At 43.0% G+C, this 15,759-nt stretch carries 13 protein-coding genes and 1 pseudogene; 9 read left to right on the top strand and 5 right to left on the bottom strand.

Translation table 11 applies throughout. From position 1 onward, the window contains the following. Positions 1-32: 32 nt before the first annotated feature. The 3 genes from LRS05_RS01170 to LRS05_RS01160 all read right to left on the bottom strand — a co-directional run bounded on the left by LRS05_RS01170 (position 33) and on the right by LRS05_RS01160 (position 2,415). A complete protein-coding gene (locus LRS05_RS01170; protein WP_257866637.1) occupies positions 33-710 on the bottom strand; it encodes a DUF6089 family protein in 678 nt (225 codons plus the stop codon). A gap of 158 nt (positions 711-868) precedes the next feature. Next, positions 869-1,753, bottom strand: a complete 885-nt coding sequence (locus LRS05_RS01165) for an NAD kinase (RefSeq protein WP_257866636.1) — start codon at positions 1,751-1,753, stop codon at positions 869-871. 2 nt (positions 1,754-1,755) lie between these two features. Next, complete coding sequence (locus LRS05_RS01160; protein ID WP_257866635.1) at positions 1,756-2,415, bottom strand: acetoin utilization protein acuB; 660 nt, start codon at positions 2,413-2,415, stop codon at positions 1,756-1,758. 98 nt (positions 2,416-2,513) lie between these two features. Between LRS05_RS01160 and LRS05_RS01155 the strand changes: the two genes are divergently transcribed. Both LRS05_RS01155 and LRS05_RS01150 read left to right on the top strand, forming a co-directional pair. Continuing rightward, a complete protein-coding gene (locus tag LRS05_RS01155) occupies positions 2,514-3,227 on the top strand; it encodes a pyridoxine 5'-phosphate synthase (protein WP_257866634.1) in 714 nt (237 codons plus the stop codon). A 1-nt stretch (position 3,228) separates the two neighbouring features. Beyond that, positions 3,229-4,005: an alpha/beta fold hydrolase gene (locus tag LRS05_RS01150; protein ID WP_257866633.1), complete on the top strand. Its 777-nt coding sequence runs from the start codon at positions 3,229-3,231 to the stop codon at positions 4,003-4,005. Here the strand turns inward: LRS05_RS01150 and LRS05_RS01145 are convergent. Next, entirely contained in the window at positions 3,983-5,557 is a 1,575-nt protein-coding gene (locus tag LRS05_RS01145; RefSeq protein ID WP_257866632.1) for a hypothetical protein, read from the bottom strand. The two genes, LRS05_RS01150 and LRS05_RS01145, sit on opposite strands and share 23 nt — an antisense overlap. A gap of 222 nt (positions 5,558-5,779) precedes the next feature. Here LRS05_RS01145 and LRS05_RS01140 point away from each other — a divergent pair, with 222 nt between their 5' ends. From LRS05_RS01140 to LRS05_RS01110, 7 genes and pseudogenes are all read left to right on the top strand, one after another. Then, positions 5,780-7,024: an OmpP1/FadL family transporter gene (locus LRS05_RS01140; protein WP_257866631.1), complete on the top strand. Its 1,245-nt coding sequence runs from the start codon at positions 5,780-5,782 to the stop codon at positions 7,022-7,024. A gap of 9 nt (positions 7,025-7,033) precedes the next feature. Continuing rightward, positions 7,034-8,521: a G-D-S-L family lipolytic protein gene (locus tag LRS05_RS01135; RefSeq protein ID WP_257866630.1), complete on the top strand. Its 1,488-nt coding sequence runs from the start codon at positions 7,034-7,036 to the stop codon at positions 8,519-8,521. Between the two features lie 70 nt (positions 8,522-8,591). Further along, positions 8,592-8,930 carry a phage holin family protein gene (locus tag LRS05_RS01130; RefSeq protein ID WP_257866629.1) on the top strand — a complete coding sequence of 113 codons (339 nt, stop codon included), beginning with the start codon at positions 8,592-8,594 and terminating at the stop codon, positions 8,928-8,930. Positions 8,931-9,031: 101 nt separating this feature from the next. Next, positions 9,032-10,357: a trigger factor gene (gene tig, locus LRS05_RS01125; RefSeq protein WP_257866628.1), complete on the top strand. Its 1,326-nt coding sequence runs from the start codon at positions 9,032-9,034 to the stop codon at positions 10,355-10,357. Between the two features lie 92 nt (positions 10,358-10,449). Continuing rightward, positions 10,450-11,124, top strand: a complete 675-nt coding sequence (gene clpP / locus LRS05_RS01120; protein WP_257866627.1) for an ATP-dependent Clp endopeptidase proteolytic subunit ClpP — start codon at positions 10,450-10,452, stop codon at positions 11,122-11,124. Positions 11,125-11,191: 67 nt separating this feature from the next. Further along, the gene (gene clpX / locus LRS05_RS01115; RefSeq protein ID WP_257866626.1) at positions 11,192-12,424 is read left to right on the top strand and encodes an ATP-dependent Clp protease ATP-binding subunit ClpX; all 1,233 of its coding nucleotides are present in this window, start codon (positions 11,192-11,194) and stop codon (positions 12,422-12,424) included. Positions 12,425-12,601: 177 nt separating this feature from the next. Then, a pseudogene (locus tag LRS05_RS01110) lies at positions 12,602-14,699 on the top strand (glycoside hydrolase family 97 protein). 102 nt (positions 14,700-14,801) lie between these two features. On the opposite strand, the gene LRS05_RS01105 reads toward LRS05_RS01110, so the two are convergent. Then, positions 14,802-15,746, bottom strand: coding sequence for a bestrophin family protein (locus LRS05_RS01105; RefSeq protein WP_257866625.1), 945 nt, complete (start codon positions 15,744-15,746; stop codon positions 14,802-14,804). Between the last annotated feature and the right edge of the window lie 13 nt (positions 15,747-15,759).

The following is a 15,759-nucleotide window of genomic DNA, read 5'->3' as shown; positions in this document are numbered from 1 at the left end:
TTTATCAGGATTTATAGTAGTGTTCTCCATGGTTATTCAGCGCAATAGCAAGGCCTGTTGCCAAAAGTATAGGTTAATGTTACGCCGGTAAACAAATACCAGTCATTGCTCTCAAGGTTGCCAAAGCCGAGGCTTTCATTATCGGGGTGGCTGCCGTCAAGGTTATCGGTAAAAGTATAGCGCGCGCCGGCCTCAACGCCCAGTACAAAACTTGGGGCTATATGTGCTTTCAGTCCCAGTATCATAGGTATAGCAAGCGTTGCCTTTTTATTCTGCATTATCTGCCTGCCGCTATTGTTGAAATATGATTCGTCATAGAAAAAATAGCTTGCGCCGGTGTAAACATACGGCGTCATTTTAAACTCATCGGTATGCAGGTTGAAATCAAAAAAACTGAATTCCATCCCAGCCGACAGTTCGGTGACTGTATTTTTAAAGGCAAGATACCTGTCACTCCGTCCGCTTACATCACTGTTCATGTCTGCTGCTGCCAGTTTAGCATGGGTTAAAGAGAAACGGTAAGAGTGGCGCGGGCTGCGGTTCCACCTGTAAAGTATGCCCAGCGCCGGCTTTTCCGGAGCTATATAGGTAGTTGGCCCAATGTCGCCAATATAATTGCTTCCGCCTGCAAACACGCCGATCTCATTGATTTGGGCAGCTGCGTTTGCAGTAATTATCAGAAATATAGAAGCAATCAGAATACGATACATTTTATGAAAATAGGGTGCAAATATAACAATATAGATTTCTAAAAGACCCTCTTAGCGGACATTTTACCATCTTAAAATGCAATTTTGCAACTGTATATGTGCAGAAAACGAAAGTTAGCCCGCCGTAGTATATAGCCCTGCTGTAAAAAGTAAAAAAATTAATTGCGCTTGTCTTCGCCCCAAAGTAATTTTTTGCGCAATGTCTTCAGGAATTTTTCTTCGTGAAATTCAACCAGGTTTATCTTGAATCCTGTTTTCTTTATGCTTATTACTGTTTCAACATCAAGAGTTATAATCCTCGAGTCAAGAGATATAAGGTGTTGCGGTTCGCGGCCTGTAACCTTCAGTTGTATTTCAGTATCATCAGGTATTACCAAGGGCCTAGCATTAAGGTTATGCGGCGCTATAGGGGTTATCACGAGGCTGTTAACTTCAGGCATAAGTACAGGGCCGCCACAGCTTAGCGAGTAGCCTGTAGAGCCTGTGGGGGTAGATATTATTAACCCGTCTGCCCAGTAGGAGTTAAGGTAATCGCCATTAAGCACCGTTTCAATGGTAATCATTGATGTGGTGTCTTTGCGGCTTACGGTTATTTCATTCAATGCAAAGTCAAGCTCGTCATCACCTTCGGGCATACCCTCATAATCTATTGACAGCAGCGAGCGCGGAGAAACTTTATACTTATTCTCGAAAATAAGCGGCAGCAGGTTTTCAATATTTTCCTGCTGTACCGTTGCAAGAAAACCGAGCCTTCCGGCATTTATCCCGAGGATAGGTATATTTTTATCGCGCACAAGGGTTGCGGCGCGTAGCATGGTGCCGTCTCCGCCTATGCTTATCATCATAGTATAGCCGCTGGCAAGTTCTTCGTGCGATGAAAATACGCTGAATGATTTATCAAGAAGGCCTTTCTCGTTAAGTACATTGTGAAATCCTGCTTCAAAAACCACTTCCGGATTATAATTTGCAAATACAGCCAGCATCCTTTCAATAATATCTTCGGTGTTGTCTTTGTAATACTGCCCGTAAACTGCAATTTTCATAGCTATATATTTAGGTATTTGTCAAGATAATCGCTCCTGTCTTTTAGTGTGTTAAGGTAGGCATCCTCCTGGTGCTGGCTTATAATTTCATAATTATACCGGCGGAAAGTCTGCAATATTTCGCTCATTCCTCCCAGGCTTATTTTCACTGTTATCTGTACGGTATTTGGGCCCATTTCGCTTACAAATACGCCCAGCAGCCTGCCGTTGTTGCTTTCTACAATTTGCGTTACCTGGCTCAGGCTATAGTCGGCAATGCCTTTTTCAACTACTATAATGCCGCCGTCTTCTTTTAAAAACGGTGTCTCATGAAAAAATTTCATGATGTCTGTAATCTCATAAAAGCCTTTGTAGATATTGTCTTTATCCAGAATGGGCATTATGTTGGTGTCATTCTTTGCAAAAACCTCAAGTACATCAAGCCATATAGATGTATCGCGCACAAAAAACCTGTCAAATGTATACCGTACATCACCCAGGGTTTTTTCAATATCCATCAGCTCGGTATCTTCAGCCCCAGCGCATCCTATGTATACGCCTTCTTCCAGAACAGGGAAATGTGAAAATGGATATTCCGCAAACAGGTCCTGAGCTACATCTATACGGTCGGTAGTGTTCAGCGCTTTAATAGAGTTATTTACAAAATCGGCAATGTCAATCATGTGTGTGATTTAAAGTGTATGCAAAATAATCAAAAATCGTGAGAATATCCCTCACCTTAAGTTTGTATTTTTGTAAAATAAAGCATTTACCCTAAGATATGGCAAAATTAAGCGTAAACATAAACAAGATAGCAACCCTGCGTAATTCACGCGGCGGCAATGTACCTGATTTACTTAAAGTGGCTAAAGACGTGCAGCAGTTTGGCGCGCAGGGTGTTACCGTACATCCCCGGCCTGACGAGAGACATATACGCTACCAGGATGCACGCGACCTTGTTCCTGTTGTGTATACTGAATATAATATAGAAGGCAACCCCGTGCCTAAGTTTATCGATTTGGTTTTAGAGACAAAGCCTACGCAGGTAACGCTGGTGCCTGATGCAGATGATGCCATTACCAGCAATGCAGGTTGGGATACTATAAAGCACCGCAGCTTTCTGCAGGAAGTGATTGCCGAGTTTAAACGCAACGGTATACGCACCTCTATATTTGTTGACCCTGTAGTAGCTATGATTGAAGGCGCTGCTGAAACGGGAACTGACAGGGTAGAGCTGTACACTGAAGCTTTTGCGCACGATTACGGGCTGGGTAATAAAGATGGAATCAAACCTTATGTTGAAGCTGCTGAAGCTGCCAACAGGTTGGGGCTTGGCCTGAATGCAGGGCACGACCTGAGCCTTGACAATATAAAGTTTTTTAAAGAGAACATACCCGGCCTGCTTGAGGTATCTATTGGGCATGCGCTTATTGCAGAGTCACTGTACCTGGGGCTGGAAAATGTTGTGAATATGTACCTTCAAAGATTAAAATAATATGCTGTATTCAAGAATAGAAGGCGAAGGAAAGCCGTTACTGATAATTCACGGGTTTATGGGCACAAGCGATAACTGGAAAACCCTTGGCGGGCAGTATGCAAAAGAAGGTTTCCAGGTTCATGCACTTGATTTGCGAAACCATGGTAAGAGTTTCCATTCGGAAGAATTTACATATGATGCTATGGTAAATGATGTAGTTGAGTATTGCAGGCAAAACGCGCTTGACCATGTATCTGTAATAGGCCATTCTATGGGCGGAAAAGTTGCAATGTTCCTTGCGGTAAAATATCCGGAACTTATTGATAAGCTGATAATTGCCGACATAGGGCCGAAATATTACGCGCCGCACCACCAGGATATACTCGCGGGGTTGAATGCAGTAGACTTTTCTTCAAAACCGGGCAGAGGAGAGGTTGAAGAAGTGCTGGAGAAGTACATACCCGATTTCGGGACACGCCAGTTCCTGATGAAGAACTTATATTGGAAGGAACCAGGACAACTGGCCTGGAAGTTTAACCTGGATGTTTTTAACCGTGAAATTGAAAATATTGGTGAAGCATTGCCGGAAGGTTCGGTATATGAGCGGCCGGTGCTTTTCCTTCGTGGCGACAAGTCAAACTATATCAAAGATAAAGATGTTCCGGGTTTAAAAGTGCATTTCCCGAAAGCTGAAATCAAAGATATTGCCAACTCGGGCCACTGGCTGCATGCTGAAAACCCGCAGGATTTTTTGAAGGAAACGATTAGCTGGCTTACGACATCTTTTTCTTCTTAGGCAGCACGGCATTTACCGCTTTTGGCAGCAGTGTTTTCTTAAGGCCCTCCTGTAAAAATCGCCATAAGAAATTGAAGACCGATTTGTCTTTAAGCCGCACAACTTCTATGTCGGCGTTTTTCAGCTTATCATTGCTGTCGTTCTTTACGATAAGGTTGCCGATGGCGCTAAGGAACTTGTTCTTCTCTTTGCCATCTTTTTTATAGATGTCTACTTTAAAGTCGTCATATTCCATGGCAAAAGTACCGGTGGCGCTGTTGCGGTTGCCATTCATTGTGTAGCGCAGTTCTTTTATTGTGCCTTCTGCTGTAAAATTCATCAAAGGTTTAGCCAGAGGGTCAATTTTCCCGGTATCTATATTTCGCAAATGACCGTTTATGGTAAATGAGTCACTTTTATCCGGCACATTAAAAATCCATTTTACGGTAAGAGGCGAATGCTTCATAAACAGGCATTGCACATCTGCCACAGTCCTGGGTAATTTTTTCTTGTTTATAGGGCTGTATACATTATGGATTGTAGCATAAAAGTTTGAGAAGGAAACTTTAGCAGCAGGGCGTGTCCAGTCCAATTGCTCTTCATACTCAATCAACGAATTTTTAAGCATAACCTTACCTATATCAAGATCAAAATCAAGTTCGCGCAAAAGCTGGCTATATAGTTTTTTGGTCGTAGGGTCGTCGGCAGGTAGTTTGTTGCGGTACACATTGGCATTAAGCCTGTCCAGTATGAGTTCAGGGCTGTGCACAAAAAGTACGTTATTAATGTAGCCCCATTGCACATTCGGCAGCTTAAGCTGATGAACGTTTACAGCAAACAGGTCTTTCTCCTTTGCAAGTGATTTTGTGTATTGTGCCCGTGTGTATTTAGGTATGAGTTTCAACTTGTCAACAGTTATCGTGCTGTCTGTGCTGGTAACCTTTAAAGCGGTCATATTGTATACATTGTCAATATGGTAAAAAAGGCTGTCACAGCTAAAGTTATAATCAGTATACCGTACCGGAATATTACTCGCTACAATAGCGCTGTCAACTTTTATATTCTCTACAACAAGATTTATGTTTGCAGCTTTCAGTAAAGGCTTGTGCTTTATGCTGAGCAGTTTAAAGTTTCCGTTATTTACTTCTATGCTGCCCGTGTTGATGCTGTTTTTAAAAGGTTTTACCACATCGTCTTCCACGCTGTAGCGCTTATCTTTTTCATACAACTGTACTTTGGGTGATTCAATAATTACCCGGTTAACTTTTATCTTATCTTCACGCAGAAAAGCCCATAAATTGAAACGGCGTACGCTGATGCGGTCAACTTTGGCAAAAGCGCCCTGGTTTAGCAGTGTGTCTTTGGGGGCGGCGTATACATTGTGCAGGGTAAGGCTGCCGGTTATGAGGTTTACATCCAGATCTTCATAACTGATGTTGTACGGGAAATTTTTCTCTTTGTGTATTACTGACGGCAGTTTTTCGCGCAGGTACCAGCTTATGCCAAAATTCAGGACTATAGCCAGTAATGCCAACACCATCAGGCCTATAAATATCTTTTTTGCAATGCGCATCAATGGAAATTTTAATGAAAATTACAGAAAACTCTCATAAGCCCGATTGCCTTTAAGTTTTAATTAGGTTTTAGCCGGAGAGGCAGAGGTATATTGCATAATTTTAAAATCCTGAATTTATTATTATGAATGCATAATATTTTTAATGAAATTCTTGTGTAATTCATATTTTATGCTAATTTTGATTTGAGATTTTAACCAGACTAACACCATTTTTTAAACATGAGAAAACTATTATCATTAACACTTACGGCTTTGGCGGCATCAACCGCATTTGCAGGGGGCTACCGCGTGAGCCTGCAGGGCCAGAAACAGCTTGCCATGGGGCATACCGGCGTGGCAGTGGTAAACAGTGCTGAAGTACTGTTCTTTAACCCGGCGGGTATGGCTTTCCTTGAAGACCGCTTTAATGCATCGGTAGGTGCCAATGCACTATTTGCAAAGACAAAATTCCAGAATGAAACCTATAACTGGAAAGCAGAAACAGAAAATATGGGTACGCCGTTTGAAGCGTATATTTCATATCGTGTTACTGACTGGCTTTCGGCCGGTTTGGCTGTGTATACACCTTATGGCAGCGCCGTTGAGTGGGATAAAGACTGGCAGGGCTCACACCTTGTAAATGATATTGACCTGCAGGCGATATATATACAGCCAATGATCTCTCTAAAGGTTAATGAATATTTCAGCGTTGGTGGCGGGCCAATATTTGTAACAGGTTCGGTAAACTTTAACCGTAACCTTACCCGCAGCCTTACTGATGAGCAGGGCAACCGCAGCGATGTTACTATTGATGCTAAAGGCGTTACTGCCTGGGGTTGGAGTGCAGGCTTTATGTTCAATCCTACAAAGAAGCTTTCACTGGGTTTGAACTATCGCTCCGAAATCATTATGGAAGCCCGCGATGGCGATGCGACATTTAACCAGGTGCCGGCATTTGCGCAGGGAACTTTCAATAATACAACATTCAATGCTGACCTTCCGCTTCCGGCAGAATTAACCGTAGGCGCATCATACAAAGTGAATGATAAACTTATGTTTGCTTTTGATTATAACAGGGCTATGTGGCATGCTTATGATGCTTTGGTTGTTGACTTTGCCAACAATGTACCAACATCAGTAAACCCGCGTAACTATAAAGATGCAAGCACTTACCGTGTGGGCGTACAGTACAAAGCTACAGACAAGTGGCATTTCCGCGCAGGGTATTACTTTGATGAGAGCCCGGTACAAGATGGCTACTTTGCTCCTGAAACGCCGCGTAATGATTCTAACGGCTATACAGGCGGGCTTACCTACCAGATAACGCCAAAGCTTGGTATAGATGCTTCTTTCCTTTACCTTCACTTTGATGAGACTACAAATTCGTATGACTACTTCAACGAAGACGGCAACAATGTATCTTTCGGCGGAACATACAAAAACAGCGTGTTCTCTCCGGGACTTGGTTTAACTTACAGCTTTTAATAAAACACTATGAAAAATAAATTTATATACTTAGCAATTTTGGGTGCAATGGGCCTTACAGCTTGTGAACCTGAATTTGAAAACGAACTTACCGATGGCAACTACAGCGCCGGTGAGGCAGATTTCAGCTCTTACGTTGGAATTGGTAACTCACTTACAGCCGGCGTTATGGATGGTACAGTTTCGCGTGTAAGCCAGTCATATTCGTTCCCCAGCATGCTTGCCGGACAGTTCAGGATTGTTGGCGGAGGTGAGTTTACGCAGCCTTCATATGCTGAAGATGTAAACAATTTAGGTGGTATTGCAGGCCTTCCGGGCTTTAATACAAGGCTTATAATTAATTCTGAAATTAATCCTGCAACAGGGCAGGCATTTGGGCCACAGCCTATTGCCGGTACTTCAACAATAACGCTTACGCAACAGGCAATGGCGTTTAACAATATGGGTGTTCCGGGAGCAAAATCCTTCCATCTCTTAGCGCCCGGCTATGGTAACCCGGCAGGCCTGGTTACATCACCTGCAACAGCTAACCCTTACTTTGTTCGTATGGCTACGTCAACCAGTACAACGGTATTGGACGATGCCATGATGAAAAACCCAACGTTCTTTACCAACTGGATTGGTAATAATGACGTTCTGGGCTACTCTACCAGCGGTGGTGACGGATCAGACCCAATAACTCCGCTGCCAACCTTTACTGCAGCTTACAATGCCATTATTAACAGGCTTACATCAAACGGCGCTAAAGGTGTTGTTGCTACAATTCCAAGTGTAACATCAATTCCGTATTTTACTACTGTTCCTTACAACCCGGTACCTCTTAGTGCTGCACAGGTAACTGCATTGAACACGGGTTTTGCACAATACAATGGCGGCCTGGCGCTTGCGGCAAATGCAGGTCTTATCACGCAGGCCGAAAGGCAGCGCAGGACAATTACCTTCCAGGAAGGTGAGGGCAATGCGCTTACAATTGTAGATGAAACGCTTACTAATCTTTCAGCACTTGGTTTGCCGTCTTACAGGCAGGCAACCGAGGACGACCTGATCGTACTTCCGGCACGCACAATTATCGGAACGCTTGTAGGAGGTAATCCACAGCAAATTAACGGAGTATCTGTTCCGTTGGCTGACCGTTGGGTACTAATACCGTCTGAACAGGCTGAAATTGCAACAGCAACAACAGAATTCAATAATGTTATTAAGGCTGCTGCCGAGGCAAAAGGGCTAGCGGTGGCAGACATGAATGCTATACTTAACCAATTGGTTAGCGGCCTTCGCACTGCCGATGGGCAAATATACACGGCTAATTATTTTGCCGGCAATTCAAATCTTAGTACAGTGTTGTTCTCGCTTGATGGTATACACCCGAATGCACGTGGCTATGCGGTTATAACTAATGAGGTTATTAAGGTAATCAACGAGCATTACAAGGCTAAGTTGCCATTTGTGAGTCCGGGTAATTTCCCTGGGCCGACAGTTCTGCCTAATAATAACTAAGTATTATAATATTTGTTTAAAAAGCATTCGCCCCGGCGAATGCTTTTTTATTTTTGCAAAAACAATTTATATGAAAACTCTTATAAATATATTCTTCACGACCATATTTGTAATGCTAATTGCACATCTTATGCCGGGAGTACGGGTAGACAGTTTTATGTCGGCATTGCTTGTGGCGCTGGTACTTGGTTTGCTTAATATCTTTGTAAAGCCAATATTGGTTTTCTTCACATTTCCAATCACTATTTTTACGCTTGGTCTTTTCCTTTTGGTTATAAATGCCATAATTATCCTGATTACAGATGCTTTGGTAGACGGTTTTGCGATTGATGGCTTTTTGCGGGCCCTGCTGTTCAGTTTGATTCTGTCTTTCTGCCAGGCGCTGATTTCTGCAATTCAGGGTAAATAGCGTTAAAATCTTCTGCTGTGAAATACAATCGTTTAAACTTGTGAAGGTTGTAAAAAAGGATTAATTTTGCACCTCATTTTAGGTTTCAAACAATTTAGATAATGAATATTACGAAAAAGCAGGTAGATAGCCTGAATGCTGTTGTTACAGTAGAAATTACAAAAGACGATTATAAGCAAAAGGTAGAGAAAGTACTTCAGGATTACAGGAAAAACGCATCAATTCCGGGTTTCCGTAAAGGTGCTGTGCCAATGAGTCTTATCCAGAAGCAATATGGCAAAGCTGTTTTGCTTGATGAGGTAAACAAGCTGCTTCAGGAAAAGCTGAACGATTATCTTGTTGAAGAAAAACTTGATATACTGGGCAACCCACTACCTAAAGTTACTGAAGATTTCAACTGGGATGCAGACGATTATTCATTTGACTTTGAACTTGGCCTTGCTCCGGAGTTTTCGGTTGACCTTGCTGCAAAAAATGATGTGACTAAATATGACATCAAAGCTGACGACAAAATGCTTGATGAGCAGGTAGAGCGCATACAGAAGCAGTTTGGTAAGCTTATATCTAAAGATACTGTTGAAGAAGGCGATGATATTCGCGGAGTTTTCACAAACGAAGAAAGAGGCATCAACAACGAAGCTACCATCACAACTGAGATATTTAAAGACAAGAAGGTGGTAAAGAAATTCATCGGCAAGAAAGTTGGTGATGTAGTAACAGTTTCTACAAAAGGACTGTTTGATGATGACCATAAACTTATGGATTACCTTAAGGTAGGCCATGACGATGTCCACGGCCTTGACATTGAAGTTGACTTCAAAATTGAAGAAATAAATACTTCTGAAAAAGCTGAGCTTAACCAGGAGTTATTCGACAAGCTTTTTGGTGAAGGCAATGTAACATCTGTAGAGCAGCTTAAAGAAAAGATTAAGGAAGATGCCGAGCAGCAGTTTGCACAGCAGGCAGACCAGAAGTTCCTGAATGATGTAACTGAGGCGCTTATCAATAATACAAAATTTGACCTTCCGGCTGAATTCCTTAAAAAATGGATACAGACTGTAGGTGAGAACCCGCTTACGGCTGAGCAGGCTGAAGAAGAATATGCTAAGTCTGAAAACGGACTGCGTTACCAGCTTATTGAAGGTAAGATAATTACTGAAAATAACCTGCAGACAACTTTTGAAGACCTTAAAGCCTACACGGCTGAGGTTATCAAAAAGCAGATGGCGCAGTTTGGCCAGATGAACCCAACAGATGCAGATGTAGAAAACATCGTGGCTCGTGTGCTTTCAAATCAGGAAGAAGTGAAGAGGCTTAGCGAGCAGGTGATGAGCGAGAAAATGCTGAACCTGTTTAAAGAAAAGGTAAATTACAAAACCAAAGAGGTAAGTTACCAAGATTTTGTTAAAGAAATGTACGGCGAATAATCTCGCTAAAAATGAGTATATTTGAACGTCAAACCGTAACAGGTTTGACGTTTTTTCGTTAAGTAATAAGAAATTAAAAAAATAGAAAAACTATGGACTACGGCAAAGAATTTAAAAAATATGCCACCAAGCATCACGGTGTAAACAACCTGTATTATGACAAGATTGTAGGCCGTGTTACTCCAACAAACCTTACACCATACATTATGGAAGAGCGCCAGATGAACGTTGCGCAGATTGACGTTTTCTCGCGCCTTATGATGGACAGGATCATCTTCCTTGGCACAGGGATAGATGACCAGGTTGCCAATATTGTGCAGGCACAGCTTTTGTTCCTTGAAAGTACAGATGCAAGTAAAGACATCCAGATATACATCAACTCTCCAGGCGGCAGCGTGTATGCCGGTCTCGGCATGTATGACACTATGCAGTACATAAGGCCTGATGTTGCTACAATTTGTACGGGTATGGCAGCATCTATGGGTGCGGTATTGCTTTGTGCCGGCGCGGCAGGCAAGCGTTCGGCATTGCCACATTCAAGGGTAATGATTCACCAGCCGTCAGGCGGTGCGCAGGGTGTTGCTACCGATATGGAGATCAATCTTCGCGAGATGCTTAAACTGAAGGAAGAGTTGTACCATATCATTGCTAAGCACTCTGGCCAGAGCTTTGACAAGGTACACAAGGATAGTGAAAGGGACTACTGGATGAAAGCCCCTGAAGCTAAGGAGTATGGTATGATTGATGAGGTTCTTGTAAGGGAATAATATAAAGATTTTAGATAGCCGGTGTTAGGCACGTAAATTGCTTTACACCGGTTACAAATAAAGAACTATGGCGAAAGAAGTATTAGAGTGTTCATTTTGCGGAAGGAAGAAGCCGGAGACGAATTTATTGATTGCAGGCATAAGCGCGCACATATGCGACCGCTGTATTGAGCAGGCCCACGGCATTGTGCTGGAGGAACTCAAACAAAGCGGGAGCACAGCCTTATCAGGCGAACTTGACCTGAAGAAGCCGAAAGAGATAAGGGCTTTTCTTGACCAGTATGTGATAGGCCAGGACCAGACCAAAAAGGTGCTGTCGGTAGCGGTGTATAACCACTATAAAAGGCTTATGCAGCAGACAGACGAAGATGAGGTTGAGATTGAAAAGAGCAACATATTGATGGTGGGCCAGACAGGTACCGGTAAAACGCTTGTGGCAAAAACCATTGCGAAAATGCTGAATGTACCGCTTACTATTGTTGATGCAACGGTGCTAACAGAGGCAGGGTATGTAGGGGAGGACGTAGAAAGTATCCTTACCCGACTGCTGCAGGTAGCCGACTATGATGTGAAGAAGGCCGAGCGCGGTATTGTTTTTATTGACGAAATAGACAAGATTGCCCGTAAGAGCGATAACCCGTCTATAACCCGCGATGTATCGGGTGAGGGTGTGCAGCAGGCATTGCTGAAGCTGCTTGAGGGTACGGTAGTAAACGTTCCGCCGAAAGGTGGACGGAAGCACCCTGATCAAAAGTTTATTGAGGTTAACACGCAAAATATCCTGTTCATTGCCGGTGGTGCTTTTGACGGTATTGAACGCGTTATCTCGAAAAGGCTGAACAGGCAGGCGGTGGGCTACAGCACATCAAAGAACAATGACAATATCGACAAAGATAATTTGTTGCAATATATTATCCCGAAGGATGTGAAAGACTTCGGGCTTATACCTGAAATAATTGGCCGTATGCCGGTTTTAACCCATATGGACCCGCTCGACAGGGAGACACTTCGTGCTATCCTTACAGAGCCTAAAAATGCCCTTATCAAGCAGTATAAAAAGCTGTTTATGATGGATGATGTGGAGTTAACTGTCTCTGATGACGCACTGGATTATATTGTTGAAAAAGCATTGGAGTATAAACTTGGCGCGCGCGGATTGCGTTCGCTTTGTGAAGCTATCCTCAACGAAGCGATGTATGAGCTTCCCGGCAGTGATGACAAGGAACTTTACATTGACAGAGAATATGTAGAGCACCACCTGAGCCGCACTTTTATGAAGCGGCTTAAGGCAGCATCTTAATATCTATAAGTCATGCTGAGCTTGTTGAAGCATAATAATTAACACCCTGCTCCGGCGGGGTTTTTAGTTTTATACGCCCAAGTTTTCAACACGAAAAGGTTTGCGTAAGGTGTGTGATGTTAATATAGATTTAAAATCGGTACTTTTATCCATCCGATAAAAAATCAATAAGTACACATGAAAAAACTTTTATCAATCCTGTTTGTCTTTACTGCTATTATAATGCAGGCACAGCAGGTGTCATCACCCGATAAGAATGTTAAGCTCACTTTTAAACTAAGCCCGGCAGGCGAACCAACCTATGAGCTTTCGTATAAAAATAAGCCTGTAATAAAAACCAGTAAGCTGGGCATTGACACAAAAGATGTTGCCCCAATGCTTGCAGGCTTTACGGTTGATATGGCCGAAACATCATCATTTGATGAAACCTGGCAGCCGGTTTGGGGTGAAGAGAAAAGTATCCGCAATAATTATAATGAGCTACTGGTAACACTTAGCCAGAAAGACCAGAAGGGGAGGTATATCCGTATACGTTTCAGGGTGTTTAATGACGGGCTTGGCTTTCGGTATGAATTTCCTGAACAAAAAGAACTTAGCTATTTCATCATAAAAGAAGAACGCACACAGTTTGCGCTGGCAGGAGACCATAAAGCATTCTGGCTTCCGGGGGATTATGACACTCAGGAGTACAGTACGGTAACATCAAAACTAAGCGAAGTGCGGGGCAGGATGGATAAGGCTGTCACTCCGAATGCCTCTCAGGAAACCTTCTCGCCAACGGGGCTGCAGACGCCACTTATGATGAAGAGCAATGATGGTTTGTATATCAACATCCATGAAGCTGCGCTGGTAGATTATTCATGCCTCTCTCTGGAGCTTGACGATAAAAATATGGTGCTGAACTCATGGCTTACGCCTGATGCTGTTGGCAACAAAGGCTACATGCAGGCGCCTATGCAATCGCCATGGAGGACGGTTTTGGTGAGCGATAAAGCAGGTGATATCCTTCTTTCGCGTACCATTTATAACCTGAACGAACCTACGAAATACAAAGATGTTTCATGGATAAAACCAGTGAAGTATGTTGGTGTTTGGTGGGAAATGATAACCGGCAAAAGCAGTTGGGCGTATAACGACCTGACAAGTGTAAAGCTCGGTGAAACAGACTATTCAAAAACAAAACCCAACGGTAAGCACGCTGCAAACACGGCACACGTGAAAGAATATATTGATTTTGCGGCAAAGCATGGTTTTGATGCTGTCCTGGTAGAAGGATGGAATGAAGGCTGGGAAGACTGGTTTGGCAAATCAAAAGACTTCGTGTTTGACTTCATTACGCCGTATCCTGATTTTGACGTGAAAGAACTTAACCGCTATGCTGCTTCAAAAGGTGTGAAAATTATGATGCACCACGAAACATCGGGCTCTGTGCGCAACTATGAGCGCTGGATGGATAAAGCGTATCAGTTTATGGTTGATAACGGCTACAACTCGGTTAAAAGTGGTTATGTGGGTGATATAATTCCGCGTGGCGAATACCACTACGGGCAGTGGATGATAAATCACTACCTATATGCCATTAAAAAAGCCGCTGAATATAAAATTATGGTAAATGCCCACGAAGCAGTAAGGCCTACAGGCCTTGCGCGTACATATCCTAACCTGATAGGTAACGAAGCAGCACGTGGTACTGAGTATGAATCTTTCGGCGGAAATAATCCGGATCATACTACAATACTGCCATTTACAAGGCTTATGGGTGGGCCAATGGACTATACTCCGGGTATTTTCCAGACCAAAATAAATGCTTATAATCCGGATAACAATTCATATGTACATACTACCCTGGTAAAGCAGCTGGCATTATATGTAACTATGTACAGCCCTCTGCAAATGGCAGCCGACCTGCCTGAAACCTACAATAAGCATCTGGATGCTTTCCAGTTTATAAAAGACGTAGCGATAGACTGGGGACCAAACCTGGGTGCTTGAGGCCGAACCGGGAGACTATATTACCATGGCTCGAAAAGCTAAAGGTAAAGATGAATTTTTTATAGGGGCAATTACTGATGAGAACGCACGTATTGCAAACATCAGCTTTGAATTCCTTCCAAAAGGAAAAACATATACTGCAACTATTTATGCCGATGGCGACAATGCGCATTACGAAACTAATCCGCAGAGTTATGCTATCAGGACAATAAAAGTGACAAGTAAAACAAAGCTGAAGCAGAAGCTTGCCCCGGGCGGCGGCGCTGCAATCAGCATTAAATAAGCTTATTCATAAATTTATAAACCGGCTCATTGAGCCGGTTTTTTTTACAAAGTAAGTTTTGAGGTATTAAAAATAAGCCCCGCTTCGCGGGGCCCAGGGGTGTTAGAGAACAAAATAAGGATCTCTTGATGGCTTCGTTAAATGAAGTTCCGGAGCCTTTGGATCAAGCTCAAATTCATTCCTGTATTCGTACACCATCTGCATCAGGTTTTTCTCTATATTATTTGAGATAGTAATCATAGGTGTGTCTGTTGGCCTGTTTTCAAATGGATCCTGCAGGTGAATGGCCATTTTTTCTATAAGGAAGCACGCTGCAGCAATAGTTGCCACAACCGGTATCTGCATATAGCCAAGATAATCTGTAAGCCCAAAAGGCAGCATCAAAATAAAAAGGCATAGTGTAAAGCGTATATACATACTATACGTTGTGGGGAAAATAGTGTTCTTTATACGCTCACATTTGCCCATGCCGTCACATAGGCGCGTTAGCGTATTGTCAATCTCTACTTGCTGGTAAGTAGTAAGTGCGCCTTCATCCCGTGCACGCTTAAGGTCTTTTGCATGCAGCATCAGTATTGCGTTGGGTACATGCTTATGGTTTTTCACGAAGCGAAGCTCATCATCAGTAAGTAGTGTCTTTATCAGCTTTATAGGGTCTTTGCCGCGAAGTGATTGCGCCAGGCTGTAGCACCATGCCGCCTGCCTTCTGGCAAACTTTTCTTTAAAATCATTAGCCCGCACAGAAAAATCCGGGTCTTTATAAAAGGCAATGAGCTGTCTTATCAGCGTGCGTGAGTCATTTACAATACCTCCCCAAACTATCCTGGCCTCCCACCACCTGTCATACGCCTGGTTTGATTTAAAGGCCAGCAGCAATGATATGATGGTACCGATAATGGCAGGTACCGCAATAGGAATATTTATAGATATAGCGTGGTAAAAATGATGTATCAGCTCAAAGGTAACAGTATATGTTATTACCAGCGCAAGCTCAATCCTGATCTTGCCCAGCACATATTTCAATGGTATTTTCTTTTTTAACAGCATAGTTTTAGCTTGT

Origin of the sequence: Flavobacterium sp. J372, from assembly GCF_024699965.1 — a bacterium.
Classification (GTDB): domain Bacteria; phylum Bacteroidota; class Bacteroidia; order Flavobacteriales; family Flavobacteriaceae; genus Flavobacterium.
This window is presented reverse-complemented; position numbering and strand designations above follow the sequence as displayed.

Excerpts from the sequence above, each read along its gene's own strand:
- LRS05_RS01170 (WP_257866637.1), bottom strand. The coding sequence starts at position 710 with ATGTATCGTATTCTGATTGCTTCTATATTTCTGATAATTACTGCAAAC.
- LRS05_RS01165 (WP_257866636.1), bottom strand. The coding sequence starts at position 1,753 with ATGAAAATTGCAGTTTACGGGCAGTATTACAAAGACAACACCGAAGAT.
- LRS05_RS01160 (WP_257866635.1), bottom strand. The coding sequence starts at position 2,415 with ATGATTGACATTGCCGATTTTGTAAATAACTCTATTAAAGCGCTGAAC.
- LRS05_RS01155 (WP_257866634.1), top strand. The coding sequence starts at position 2,514 with ATGGCAAAATTAAGCGTAAACATAAACAAGATAGCAACCCTGCGTAAT.
- LRS05_RS01150 (WP_257866633.1), top strand. The coding sequence starts at position 3,229 with ATGCTGTATTCAAGAATAGAAGGCGAAGGAAAGCCGTTACTGATAATT.
- LRS05_RS01145 (WP_257866632.1), bottom strand. The coding sequence starts at position 5,557 with ATGCGCATTGCAAAAAAGATATTTATAGGCCTGATGGTGTTGGCATTA.
- LRS05_RS01140 (WP_257866631.1), top strand. The coding sequence starts at position 5,780 with ATGAGAAAACTATTATCATTAACACTTACGGCTTTGGCGGCATCAACC.
- LRS05_RS01135 (WP_257866630.1), top strand. The coding sequence starts at position 7,034 with ATGAAAAATAAATTTATATACTTAGCAATTTTGGGTGCAATGGGCCTT.
- LRS05_RS01130 (WP_257866629.1), top strand. The coding sequence starts at position 8,592 with ATGAAAACTCTTATAAATATATTCTTCACGACCATATTTGTAATGCTA.
- tig (WP_257866628.1), top strand. The coding sequence starts at position 9,032 with ATGAATATTACGAAAAAGCAGGTAGATAGCCTGAATGCTGTTGTTACA.
- clpP (WP_257866627.1), top strand. The coding sequence starts at position 10,450 with ATGGACTACGGCAAAGAATTTAAAAAATATGCCACCAAGCATCACGGT.
- clpX (WP_257866626.1), top strand. The coding sequence starts at position 11,192 with ATGGCGAAAGAAGTATTAGAGTGTTCATTTTGCGGAAGGAAGAAGCCG.
- LRS05_RS01105 (WP_257866625.1), bottom strand. The coding sequence starts at position 15,746 with ATGCTGTTAAAAAAGAAAATACCATTGAAATATGTGCTGGGCAAGATC.